The 12,585-nt window shown below is 46.9% G+C and carries 13 protein-coding genes; 4 read left to right on the top strand and 9 right to left on the bottom strand.

Going from position 1 to position 12,585, the window contains the following annotated elements; genetic code table 11:
* Positions 1-36: 36 nt before the first annotated feature.
* From MKY22_RS05315 to MKY22_RS05340, 6 genes are all read right to left on the bottom strand, one after another.
* Complete coding sequence (locus MKY22_RS05315; RefSeq protein WP_341087215.1) at positions 37-1,209, bottom strand: MFS transporter; 1,173 nt, start codon at positions 1,207-1,209, stop codon at positions 37-39.
* A gap of 114 nt (positions 1,210-1,323) precedes the next feature.
* Positions 1,324-2,352: an ABC transporter permease subunit gene (locus MKY22_RS05320; RefSeq protein WP_214769142.1), complete on the bottom strand. Its 1,029-nt coding sequence runs from the start codon at positions 2,350-2,352 to the stop codon at positions 1,324-1,326.
* Complete coding sequence (locus MKY22_RS05325) at positions 2,352-3,212, bottom strand: ABC transporter permease subunit (RefSeq protein ID WP_047390994.1); 861 nt, start codon at positions 3,210-3,212, stop codon at positions 2,352-2,354. Before MKY22_RS05325 ends, MKY22_RS05320 begins: the two co-directional genes overlap by 1 nt.
* A gap of 28 nt (positions 3,213-3,240) precedes the next feature.
* Positions 3,241-4,308: a DUF58 domain-containing protein gene (locus tag MKY22_RS05330; RefSeq protein WP_290776243.1), complete on the bottom strand. Its 1,068-nt coding sequence runs from the start codon at positions 4,306-4,308 to the stop codon at positions 3,241-3,243.
* A 6-nt stretch (positions 4,309-4,314) separates the two neighbouring features.
* On the bottom strand, positions 4,315-5,238 hold the full coding sequence (locus MKY22_RS05335; protein ID WP_029341157.1) for an AAA family ATPase: 924 nt from the start codon (positions 5,236-5,238) through the stop codon (positions 4,315-4,317).
* A 17-nt stretch (positions 5,239-5,255) separates the two neighbouring features.
* Positions 5,256-5,945 (bottom strand): hypothetical protein, encoded by a 690-nt coding sequence (locus MKY22_RS05340; protein WP_290776244.1) that lies wholly within the window; start codon positions 5,943-5,945, stop codon positions 5,256-5,258.
* A gap of 181 nt (positions 5,946-6,126) precedes the next feature.
* On the opposite strand from MKY22_RS05340, the gene MKY22_RS05345 reads away from it, so the two are divergent.
* Positions 6,127-6,741: an NAD(P)-dependent oxidoreductase gene (locus tag MKY22_RS05345; protein ID WP_149427003.1), complete on the top strand. Its 615-nt coding sequence runs from the start codon at positions 6,127-6,129 to the stop codon at positions 6,739-6,741.
* A gap of 46 nt (positions 6,742-6,787) precedes the next feature.
* Here the strand turns inward: MKY22_RS05345 and amyS are convergent, their stop codons facing one another.
* Positions 6,788-8,329 (bottom strand): alpha-amylase, encoded by a 1,542-nt coding sequence (gene amyS, locus MKY22_RS05350; protein ID WP_290776247.1) that lies wholly within the window; start codon positions 8,327-8,329, stop codon positions 6,788-6,790.
* 337 nt (positions 8,330-8,666) lie between these two features.
* Here amyS and MKY22_RS05355 point away from each other — a divergent pair, with 337 nt between their 5' ends.
* Together MKY22_RS05355 and MKY22_RS05360 are read left to right on the top strand one after the other, a co-directional pair.
* Complete coding sequence (locus tag MKY22_RS05355; protein ID WP_149427005.1) at positions 8,667-9,491, top strand: endonuclease I family protein; 825 nt, start codon at positions 8,667-8,669, stop codon at positions 9,489-9,491.
* Positions 9,492-9,851: 360 nt separating this feature from the next.
* Complete coding sequence (locus MKY22_RS05360) at positions 9,852-10,436, top strand: YdcF family protein (RefSeq protein WP_290776249.1); 585 nt, start codon at positions 9,852-9,854, stop codon at positions 10,434-10,436.
* Between the two features lie 52 nt (positions 10,437-10,488).
* On the opposite strand, the gene MKY22_RS05365 is transcribed toward MKY22_RS05360, so the two are convergent.
* Both MKY22_RS05365 and ytzI read right to left on the bottom strand, forming a co-directional pair.
* A complete protein-coding gene (locus MKY22_RS05365) occupies positions 10,489-11,040 on the bottom strand; it encodes a hypothetical protein (protein WP_290776251.1) in 552 nt (183 codons plus the stop codon).
* 134 nt (positions 11,041-11,174) lie between these two features.
* A complete protein-coding gene (gene ytzI / locus MKY22_RS05370) occupies positions 11,175-11,348 on the bottom strand; it encodes a YtzI protein (protein WP_290776253.1) in 174 nt (57 codons plus the stop codon).
* A 126-nt stretch (positions 11,349-11,474) separates the two neighbouring features.
* Here ytzI and MKY22_RS05375 point away from each other — a divergent pair, with 126 nt between their 5' ends.
* Entirely contained in the window at positions 11,475-12,578 is a 1,104-nt protein-coding gene (locus tag MKY22_RS05375) for a PP2C family protein-serine/threonine phosphatase (protein ID WP_214727905.1), read from the top strand.
* The last annotated feature ends 7 nt before the right edge of the window (positions 12,579-12,585 follow it).

Raw genomic sequence — 12,585 nt, forward strand, 5'->3', positions numbered from 1 at the left:
AGGTGCATTGACCTTTGTCCTTTTGACTGTCATTTATTACGACACGTGTCGTTGCTCCTGAGAGGAACGTGCTAATACCTGGCGAGCTGGTTGCCACATCAACAAGGAGAGGACTCCTGCGAGCGCATAGACAATCTCGATCGCAAACAGATCGGCAAGCCATCCGAACAGCAGACTACCGAGACAGAAGCAGAGTGCATACACGGTTTGTTGCACGCTATAGACATACGGTAACCGTTCGAGTGGTGTCGTCGTCTGCAACAACGTATTCAGCTCGATCGCTCGGACTTGACTTGCAAACCCTTGGAACAGACAAGCTATCACGACAAGTGTGACGATTGGAGCGAAAGCAAACAAGAAGGTCGCAACAATCGAAAAGCCGATACTTCGATAAAGCAAAGAACGCGTTCCACGACGACGTAACATCATGTAACTGCCGGCAATCATGCTCAGCAGATAGAAGGCATTTAGAATGCCCCACCAGCGTTCCGATAGCTGGAAATGTGTGTCGATGTAGACGAGGAACAGAGCAGAAATCCACGCCGTACTGACGAACGCATCGATTCCGACGAGATACGTGTTGGCTTTCGCGAAAGAATGCGATCGCGTGTAGCGAATACTCGACCGGAAGGAGACGTCTTCTTCTTCCATCGAAGGGTCGGGTAGAGAGCGGACGCTTCGATAGAACAGATAGCTGATGAGACTGGCACCTAAAAACAGACTAGCCGAGACGGACAAGACGGAAAGAGGCGATAACCAGCTGACCAGAATGGCGCCGAGCGGCCACATGATGAGCTGAATCACTTGATTCGAACCTTGTACGAGACTGTTAGCTTTCTGAACATCCTGACACAGTCGAGGGATGAAGGCACTTTCGATCGGACGAGCAAATCCGTCGAAGAAAGCGATACATCCAACGAGTGCGAGGATAAGTGGCAGTGGTAAATCAAATCCCCAGATGACGCCTAATAGAATCGTCTTGAGGAGTTGACTGCCGAACAACAAAGAGGCATGGGGAACACGTTGAGCGACTTGGGCGAATAAGAAGCCGCTTCCTGTCATGCCTGCTGTGACGAGAACAGGAAACAGGGCAGCGAGACTCGCTTGCCCTGTCGTTTGATAGATCATCGCGATCAGGGAGACGATATAGAGCGCATCTCCCGCATTCGCAATCCATTGACTGACCAATAAAAGCGTAAACCGGTTCATTCTGAATGACCTCCATATCGTACGTATTTAGTTAGGAGTGAGAATTCAGAATGACTTACATCGGACGCCCTCATTTCGTGTTTTTTTCTAGTGTAAGAGGAAAAAAATGGATTGTCAATCAGAATCGTGACGGGAGTTCCGGGCAACGAGTGTAAAGGGATCGACCATCGACGTCGCAGCGGCTTCGTCTTGAGCACGAGATGCCGATAGCTTGATTGGTTTTAGTTGCTGGCGGAAGCGGAAAGCCCGTTCGAGTCGACTCATGAATAGATTGCTGAAAAAGACGACTAATGCTAGCCCAATCAGTGGAACAAGGAACATATGATTGAGCCAAGACGTCGCTGAAAACTGGTTATAGTAATAACCGAACATCGAGGACCACTCAAAAATCGTTGGGGCAGTTCCTACATGTAAATTAACCGTTCCAGCGAAGAAAATTTTGAAAAGTGATAAGTGAACGAGTAACATCAACGTTTGGATGAACTGTTGCATAAAAACGATTGTCAACGTTGGAACAAGATGTGGCCAAATGTGGCGTCTGAACCGATGCCACGGACTGCCACCAAGCGTCTGGGCGACAATCATGAACTCTTGACTAAGTAACTGACGGGTCTCAGCAATCAGATAAAGCGATAAAGAGGGGAGACCAAGCAAAATCAAGACGATTAACTCGAACGATACACGGTCGAACAACGATGGGATAGCAGTCGAATCAAAGAACGTAAGTGATGGAAGCAAAATGAGCAACGCGACAAGAGAGAGCGGTAAAACTAAAAATCCATCAAGAATAAGTTTTAAGTATCGATTGACGCGAGCACTTCTAAAAGCTAGCGGAATCGCAATCACTAGCGAAAGAAACATTCGACCGAGCGCAACAATCATACAAATACCGGCTGTCCATTTAAATCCTTCAATCATCAATTGAAAGAGGTCATAGCCAGAGCGGTCTGTACCGAGCCATTGATCACTTGACGGTTTTAGTGGTGATGTCGCAAGGAACGTACCGTCTTCAGCATACCGGTTCGAGATTTGATCGACTTGACCATCACGAAAGATCGTATTTCCAAAACTAAGGAGCAGTAAACCAGTGAGTAAAAATAAACATAGCCAGAAGACAGGATCTCGCATCAAAGTACGACGCATCAAATCCCCCCTTTCCAGGCGTTAGGAATAAGCCATTCTGCCAACAAATCAATGATGAAAATCGGTAGATAGATTAAGAACAAGATGACCATCAAAATCGGCATTTGTCCATTATAAAAGACGAACCGGAACATACCTTGCACTTCGAACGTGTATTCAATGATCACGAGACTCGATAAGACCGTAATGATGTTCGCTCGGAAAAACAGATAAAACCGATAGATCATTGTCGGAATCAAGTGTTTCCAGAAAAGAGCGGCAGGACGAATGCCTTTAGCCCGTGCGAGTTCAAGAAAAGGAGCAGCTTCCTGTTCGAGTACTTGCGTCGTTAACCATTTGATGAAGAAGAATAGTGTTGTCAACGTTAGGGTAAGAATCGGTAAAAAACGAATGTACTCAGCATAGGATCCCGCAATTTCGATTTTGTCATACCCGGTCGTTTTAAACAGATAAAGGACAAGGAATTGTGAAAGAATGATCCAGAACAGATCCGGAACCATCTCAAGCGTCCGCGTTGTCTGTTTCAGCATCATGCGTGTTTTGCGGCCACTCCGATAAAACAAATAAGCATAAAAAATCGCACACACAGCGGAGACCAGCATAGCTGTCGTAAAGATGATTAACGTCTCTTTAATAAAGGGACTGATGGTAGGAAGCAATAAGAACTCCTTTTGAGCGGTTACGTTGAAATAGGTAATCTCATCAAGTTTCGTTAATTGAGCAAATTGCTGTTTCAGACCTTCCCAGTAGCTTGCTGGGTTGAATTTCATTTGCGCAACGAGTGCTGGAAGGGCGCTGATCGCAATCAAGACAAAAAAAGCCACGATGAGCTGAATTGATTTTCGGGCGATAAAAAACATGAAGGGAAAAACTCCTTTCTTTGGATCCTCAACCGATGGCGAGGATTCGGTCATTGCCAATTTGGATCAACTGACTGTTCATATGTTTCCGGCGCAGTACGTAGCGTTCGAACTGTTGCGTCGCGATGAACGAATCACGCGTCGAGACCGTCGAGAGCGTCATCAGGACATGTTTTAATTGTGGTTGTCCTTCTTGTAATGAGAGATGCGTCATTCGGTTCGCTCCGTCGAGTCGATTGAGGAATAGTTCGATCTTACAGCCTTCTTTGATTAATTCACTGATCAGGAATGCGGCTTGTTCAATGAACGTCTCAAATTGTTGATGGAGACCGTAACCGCTCGGGGCAGATAAGTTCAAGGCAATCGTAAACGTATCTTGATTGCTCGTTTCGAATACTTTTGCCTGCAAGCGACCGGTCTTCGCCGTCGCATACCAATCGATCTCTTTTGACGGTTCCGCCGTATAGGGTTTTGCACCGAGTTGAACCAGTTTGTTCTTGAGCGGTGAGTAACGGTCCGGTCGATCACCGATTCGTAAACGCTGTAAAAGAAGCGGCGTCGCTTGCGCCGTCAAGGACGGTAAGACTGTAAACGACGGATATGTATCGAACGTAAAGAGATAAACGCCCATCTTCCAGGGCAGGCGAATCGTCAAGATGATCTCATCGAACTCGGCTGGTCCGCGGCGAACCGTCTGAATCGGGATCGTCACTCCGTCTTCAGAGTCAATCACTGCATGAAACGTCGCCGGATGTAGTGGGTCCATCTCCGGGAAAATGACTCCGCCATCCGTGTGCAAACGAAGTGTCGCTTCGAGCCCAAGCTGACTCAAGGATTCGACGCCGAAGACTTGCAAATGGAGCGACGTCTTCTCCTGGTTGAACATCAATGATTCATAATGTTTCCATTCGATTGCGACATCCCGTCGTAACTGCTTTTCTGTTCGCCCGACGACGAAATGAATCGTCGCCAAAGCTGCGAACAGAAATCCGAGGACGGAAAGACGCGGAATGAAAAGAAAGAAGAACGTCATCGTGACGTACAGTGGAAAAAGTCGGCGTTCAAGCCAAAACGGGACGGAACGTTCAATCTGCATGATTCGTCACCCCATCTCGACCGGAACCGGCACGTCGTCCAGAATATGCGTCAAGACAGCCGCTTTCGTCGTCTTGATTCCACCTTCAAGTGTCAGTGTCAGGCGATGGGACAGGACGTGTTTTGCAAGATATTTGATATCTTCCGGGATGATGAAGTCGCGTTGATTCAAGAACGCATAGCTTTGCGAGGCGCGAAGTAATGCAATCGCTCCACGCGGACTGACGCCGACTTCAATGAGTTCATGATTTCGTGTCGCTTGAACGATGTGTAATAGATAATCGAGCACGTCTTGCGATGCATGGACGCGGCGTGCCTCTTCCTGCCAGGAAATCAAGTCGCCACCTGACGCGATGCCGACGGCTGACCGACGGACGTTCGTCAGAATCTCAGACAATAAGCGACGTTCATTCTCGAAATCCGGGTAACCGACTTCAATTGCGACCATGAATCGATCGAGTTGGGCGTCCGGTAGTGGGAATGTTCCTGCCGATTCAATCGGGTTTTGTGTTGCGATGACAAAGAATGGGGCTGGCATCTGATAGGTTGTTCCACCGATCGATACCTGACGCTCTTCCATCGCCTCAAGTAATGCCGATTGTGTCCGCGGAACGGCGCGGTTGATCTCATCGATCAAGACGACGTTCGCAAACAATGGACCGCGTTTATTCTCGAACTCCTGCGTCTTTAAGTTGAAGAAGTCCGAACCGATGACGTCTGACGGGAGAAGGTCCGCCGTGAACTGGATCCGCGAGAAGGCACTCTCGAAGCTTTGAGCGAGCGCCTTCGCGAGCATCGTTTTCCCCGTTCCCGGTACATCTTCTAATAGAATATGTCCTTCTGCGATGAGTGCCGTCAGACAGAGATCAATGACGTCCGGTTTACCGAGATAGATCGAATTGAGTTGGTCTTTTAATTGTTGTAGTTTCATAGGAAATCCCTCCAAGGTCAAATGGTTGAGTAGCGTGCTAGTTGTTGTTCGAAGCGTAGAATTTCATCATTCGAGACGATCGTTTCCGACATATCACCGTAGCGGATATTCCGATACAACTGAAAATCGACAGGGACCTCAATTCGACGTAACCAGTCTTCAAGCGTTTCGTTCGGACGACGTTGCTGACTGCGCGGTAAGTGTTGCTCAAAGTGGATGACGAGATCACGGACACGTGAAGACGAATACGATGAATACAGGTAAGGTGATTTTCTTAAAGAGGCAGGACGAAAGATTGATTGAGCGAATGGAACGTCATCCGTTACGTCTCCTGTAGACCTGCGCCGTTTTTTCACGCGACGCGACTGAACGAGTTTCCAGACCATGAAACTAAATAAGCTGATTAAAATGACATATTGTAGATAAGAAAAGGGAGAGTCAGAGGCATCCGCTTTAAGGGATTTCCAGAGCTCTTTTGGACCAGGTCGTGGATTGATCGGTTCAAAAGGCATCTTGCCTTTTGTGTTAGTAGGTGAGTGACCGTTTTTAAAACTAATTTCGCCGTTCGCTTCAGTTTCTGCAATCGAAGGCTTTTTAAAAGGATTCGGCATGATGTAATGTGTATAAATATACGTCGCCGTAGTTTGAAACAAGAACAGACCAATCAAAATGACACCAAGCGACATGATAAAGCGTTGCCGTAACACAAGCGATCCTCCTTCCTGTTTTTAAGGAAAAAATATCCATATTTACTTAGGAAGATTTTAGCACACACGCTTAACAAATAAAAACAATTTTCTGAAAATAAAGACAAGGTGAGACGATTCATTTTCAAGTGGTGAGGGTATGATGGAATCAGTGGATCTTGAAAGAGAAAGGGTGTTTTGTATGAAATTGATTATTTTTGGAGCGACGGGTCAAACGGGGCAAGAACTGGTCAAGCAAGCGATTGATCACGGGCATGAGGTCACAGCATTCGTCCGCAGTCCGGAAAAACTGACACTACGTGACGAACGGTTACACGTCGTTAAAGGCGACGTGCTCGATCAAGAAGCAGTGACGACTGCTGTTGCCGGGCAAGAGGCTGTCCTGACGGCTCTTGGCACAGAGAGTCTTGCATACAGTGGCTTTTTAGAACGGAGTCTCGTCCGGATCGTGACAGCGATGAAAAAGCAGGGCGTAGACCGAATTGGTTATGTCGCGTCTGCCGGTGTTGATGATGAATTACCGGGTGTACAAGGAATGCTCGCTCAGCGGATTCTGAAAAATCCACTGAAAGATCACCGCCAAGCGATCGCGCTTTTGCAACAAGCGGATTTGAACTATACGGTGGCCCGACCACTCCGTTTACTGAACGGTCCGTTGACGGGGCTTTATCGTCAAGCAGATACAGGTGTTCCGGAAGATGCAAAACAAATCAATCGCGCAGATGTGGCGCATTTCCTCTTACAAGCAATCGAGACAGAAGATCATATCAAATCGAGTGTCGGTCTCGCTGAATGAAGAAGAAAGGTCTCTCCCGTCATACGGAAGAGACCTTTTTGAATGCTTATTGTTGGCGATAGACGGAGACCGAACCACCATTGACGAAGAATTGACCGTAGCCATCTTGGTTGATCGTGACCGATGCTGTGTTGTTTCCAGTGATGTCTGTCCAGACTTCTCCTTTGTTCTGAAGCCCGACGTACATCCACTTGCTACCGCCAGGACCATCCGAAAGGATTGTCGCAAGACCTGATTTTGCCCGGTCTGAGACACCTTCACGTGTCCAACCGATGATGTCTTGGTTATCGAGGTAATCATTTTGTTTCCCGAACGCGAAGTCCTTTCGTGCTTTAAGTAACGGATCAATCTTCGAAGCGAGTGCTGGAATTTCGCGATTCGACGTACCTTTTGTACCATAGTAGTCACCATAGAAGACCGACGGATAGCCTTGTTCACGTGTCAGAATCATCGCGTAAGCAAGCGGTTTGAACCATGACTGAACCGTTGATTCAAGCGATTGTCCAGGCTGCGAATCATGGTTCTCTACGAGTGTGACGGCTTGGACTGGATTGCTCTTGACGAGAGTACCGTCAAAGATCGTCCGCATGTCATAGTACCCGCCGCCTTTACTTGCCTGTTCGAACTTATAATGAAGCGGTGCATCAAAGACGGATTGTTGATAATTTGTCCGACTTAAGTAGTTTTGCAACGTGCCGAGATCGTTCTGCCAGTACTCTGCGACTGTAAACAATGGTTTGCCCGTCGTCTGACGAACATTCGCGAGCCAGTCCGCTAAGTAACCGTGTTTGATATGCTTGACGGCATCGAGACGGAACCCATCAAGACCAAGTTCGTTGACGTACCATTTACCCCAGTTCTTCATTTCTTGCTGGACTTCTGGATGATCGAAGTCGAGATCCGCATACATCAAGTAATCGTAGTTGCCATTTTCACCTGAGACATCCGTATCCCACGCTTTACCAGTACCGCGGAACTTGTAGATGGCGCTTTTTGAACGCGATTGATCCCAGTCCGTGCCGTCGAAGTGGTACCATTTCCACTTGAAGTTCGAGTAGAGGTTATTTCGCGCTGCAAAATTGAAGCCCGTCCATGCCTGGATTTGATAATCGCCAGAGACTTCTTGATTACGGTTACCCGGATTGACTTCGACTGCCGTGACGGCTTCCGTGAAATCGGCGCCACCTTTATGGTTCATGACGACATCGCCATAGACATCGATTCCGGCGGTATGCAATTGTCCGATCGCCGTTTTTAATTGCGCCTTTGTGCCGTATTTCGTACGGACCGTTCCTTTTTGGTTGAACTCACCTAAATCGTACAAATCATAGGCGCCGTATCCGACATCATTTTGCGAGGTACCTTTGTAAGCAGGGGGAATCCAGACCGATGTGATTCCGAGCTGATCGAGCTTTGTTGCATCACTCCCGAGACGGTTCCAGTGGTTACCGTCATTTGGCACATACCATTCGAAATACTGCATCATCGTTCCGTTGTCTGCCGTTGCGCCGACTGCAATCGGTTGCGCAAGTGGCGCTAAAAAAGCAACAGATGCGACGGTTGCTAAAATCCATCTTTTTTGTTTCACGTAAAGACCTCCTTATGATTTGTGAAATCGCTTGCATTATTTATTATAGGGAAGCTTCAGACAGGAGGAATATCATCCCGGATTCTTATTTGTAAGTCTCTTTTGTTCGTGACTTTTGACCCTAGAATATTTCTTCTGAAGTACTATTTCGATGGGATTGACGTCATGAATGAAAAAAATCAGGACCATCTAACCGTTGCCTTTCAATGAATATTCTGAACGACGACTCATCTACAAAAAAGCAGGTCTATCGTCCATCTTCCACCAGGAATGGATTCGGTGTGAAAATGAGCGTGTAACACCCGCTCTCATACATACCATTTAAGGGGGAACACACATGAACTGGAAGTCAAAGGTCACAGGTGCGCTTGCCGCAACACTTGCACTCGGGTCAATCGTCTTTACACCGGTCACAGCAAAAACAGTTGATCCAAAACAAGTTTCAGCAGGTCCGCAGATGGTTACGTCACAATCGACGATCGATGCGTACTATTTACCAGCAGCGGGGAAGACAGGGGCGGCGTTGAAGGCATCGCTGCACGATATCATCGATAATCATACACAAGTGTCATACGACACGGTATGGACAGCACTGAAAGAAACAGATCAAGATCCAAACAATGCGAATAACGTCATCGAGTTATACACGGGGAAATCGATTTCAAAGAGCAGTAACGGTGGGAATGTCGGTCAATGGAATCGTGAACATGTCTGGGCAAAGTCACACGGTGACTTTGGTACGTCAAACGGTCCAGGAACAGACTTGCATCACTTGCGTCCGGAAGACGTTGTCGTCAACAGCGCACGGGGGAATCTAGATTTCGATAATGGCGGTACGAAATACAGTGGATGTGATTGCTATCGCGATAGCGATTCGTGGGAACCACCGAACCGTGTCAAAGGTGATATCGCGCGGATGATCTTCTACATGGCGGTTCGTTATGAAGGTGGCGGAGAAATCGATCTCGAAGCTTCAGAAAACGTCAATAATGGTACGAACCCGTTACACGGCAAATTGTCGACGCTGAAAGCATGGAATAAGCTTGACCCAGTTGATAGCTTCGAGAAACGTCGCAACGATGTCATCTTCGAGAAGTGGCAAAAAAACCGGAATCCGTTCATCGATCATCCGGAATACGTAACATCAATTTGGGGAAATTGATGACGAGTCAGTGAATAGGAAAGGGGCTGACTCAACAGTCAGTCTCTACAAAGATAGGGGTGGCAGAATGATGATCTGCCACCCCTATCTTGTAACAAAAAGAATGACGCGTTTCACGCAACTCCTACAAAGAAAAGCGCATCTTTGCGCTGACAGAGACAAATAAGACCCGCTTTCCTGCTTGAATAAAGCAGGAAAACTGGCTTGTGTCTCGCCTGAGGAAAAGGCGTGAAAAGACGCGTCATTCTTTTTTGAGTCAGCCTTTTTTCATTGAGTCCGAACCTGTTATGCTGAAACTTTTTTGGAGAACCATTCGTATTGCCTACCGTAAGCCATTTTTTAGTAGAGAGGTCGTACGGTATGATCAAACGCAAGTTTAACAAACGAAACATCAAATGGATGGTCGGTGGGGGATTAGTCGCTTGTGTCGCCTTCTGGTACAGTGTCGGTATTTTCGTTAATAAAGGGGAACGGCCACTCGCTGATGGGACGTCACCGTATGTCATCGTCCTCGGTGCGGGTGTCAAAGGAGAAAAACCGTCGCAAATCCTACATAACCGGATTCAGGCAGCTGCGGCATATGGGAAACAACATTCAGAAGTCCGCTTCATCTTGAGCGGTGGACAAGGTCCAGATGAAGATATTTCAGAAGCAGAGGCGATGCGTCGCGGGATGGTGGCATCTGGGATTGCTGAAGAGCGGTTGATCCTTGAAGCCGACTCGACATCAACGACGGAAAATCTACAATTTTCAAAGGCGTTGTTGCCAAAGAACGTTCGTCGCGTCTCGATCGTCACGTCAGACTTTCATCTGTACCGTGCGCGACAAGAGGCGAAACAACTTGGTTTACAGACGGATGCGATTCCGGCTGAAACGCCACTTTCAGGAGTCCTTCGATTTGGAATGCGCGAACGCGTTGCGATCGTTGTTCAATTCCTACGCTAAAAACCCCGACATGCTGAACATGTCGGGGAGAAAGAAGAAGTGCATTGAATGATTAGATGTCTTCACCTTTATGTTTTTCCTCGGAAGATTGAGAATCATTTGCTTGTTTGTCGGAAGCATCATGCTCAGCAGGTGGTTCTTCTTTGCCGAGTGCGACATCCTTCGCTTCGACGACTTTATTGCTGATTGCATTCAAGTCACCTTTCGTCTCATTTACTGTCTCTTTCACCGTCGAGGCATCTGATTTCACCGTTTCAAGCTCTGTGTTCACTTTGTCATAGACATTTTGAACGTCAGATGCGACTTCTTGAATGATGCTTGAAGCACTCTTCACTTGATTGATGACTTGTGATGCTTTACCTGACGGATCTTCCTTAATAGAAGAAGCGAGGGTAGAGACGGAATCTTTCGCCCCCCGTAAACTCTGTTTCGTATTTTGGCGAGACGAAGAACTAAGTAGCGTCAATAGACCGCCGACAAGGGCACCGAGCAACATCCCTGTGACGAGATTGATTTGACGACCTGATGATTCTTCCTGATCGAACTGGCGATTCGGATGTTCTGCGTGTGCTGCGTGTGGATCATGTTGAAGCTTCGGTTCCATGATGAACACTCCCTTGAGATAATATTTAACCATGATATGGATATACCCTTGTGAGTGAATAAAAAACATTTAAAAATAACATGTATTTGAAATGAATATAAAAAAGACCATCGTGATATGATGGTCTAAGAGGTTCATTTGTTGGATGAATCATCATCATTTTCGTGACGAAGTTTTCGGTTGATTTCATCATAATCGATTTCGATATCATCTTTGTTGCCTTTGTAGCCATATCCTTTCGAAATGACGACGATCGAGGCGACCAAGACGAATACGATGATGAGAATGGAGACGACATATAACCACATAGTCCACTCCTCCTTTCGTTCACTTTCTAGTATGACGGAAAACGCAGCTTCCGTCTAAACGAAATTGTAGGTTGTGTGCTAAACTGATGTCAGATAAACATGTTAAACGGAACGAGGTGACGGCGTATGAGTATTTTGGTCGTAGATGATGAGTTAACCAATTTAATGCTCTTAGAGCGCTTGTTAGAAAATGAAGGCTATGACGTCGTCAAAGCAATGAGTGGGGAAGAAGCAATCGAATTAATGGACGATCCGTTATTCATCGAACAGTTGGACGTCGTTCTCCTCGACGTCGAAATGCCAGGGATCAGCGGAATCGAAGCGACACGTTTGATTCGAAAACGGTTTGGTCTCGATGAATTGCCAATTCTGATTGTTTCCGGGCGATCAAACGAAGAAGATATCGTTGATGGACTGAATGCAGGAGCATCGGATTATACAACGAAACCGATCCGTAAAACGGAATTGCTCGCGCGAGTTCGTAACGCGATTGGTCTGAAGCAAGCAATCGATGCGCGAAAACGATATGAAAAAGTATTACAGGAAGACTTTGATTTGGCGCAAAAACTGCAACAGAGTGTGCTCAGTGCGAATATTGAAGACGATGAGATCCGCATCATGGCGACGTATATCCCGTCTAAGAAACTAGCGGGAGATATGTACGCCTGGTACCGCATCTCTCAGAATAAATACGGCATCATCTTGTTTGACGTCATGGGACACGGTGTCTCTTCTGCGCTGATCACGATGGGAATGAGCTCGATTTTATTCGAACTCGTGCACCGGATTGGTGATCCAGCACAAGTACTCGAAGAATTGAATCAGCAGATGAGTCGATTGTTCCCAGGAGACGAGACAGAAATCTATTTCACTGCCGTTTACCTCTACATCGACCTAGATGAGATGAAGCTCAGCTATGCGAACGCAGGGCACCCGCCTGGTTTGTTGCGCATGAATGATCAAATCATTCCGCTTGAGAATACGGGACTTCCTGTCGGTATGTTTGAAGACTCGACATATTCGAGCAAGACGATCGACATCGTCTCACCAGGATGTGTCTACCTGTACACGGATGGTTTCATGGAATTGTACAGTAAAGGTATCGATGAGGGAATCCACGCTATCCAGAACCTGATCGAACAACAAGGACCGAGCATCCATCAGTTGATTCAACCGGATCAGAGCGATGAAGCGGATGACCTGTGTCTCGTGACGGTCGAAATCAATTAACCTGTAA

It is taken from the genome of Exiguobacterium sp. FSL W8-0210, from assembly GCF_038006045.1.
GTDB lineage: Bacteria > Bacillota > Bacilli > Exiguobacteriales > Exiguobacteriaceae > Exiguobacterium_A.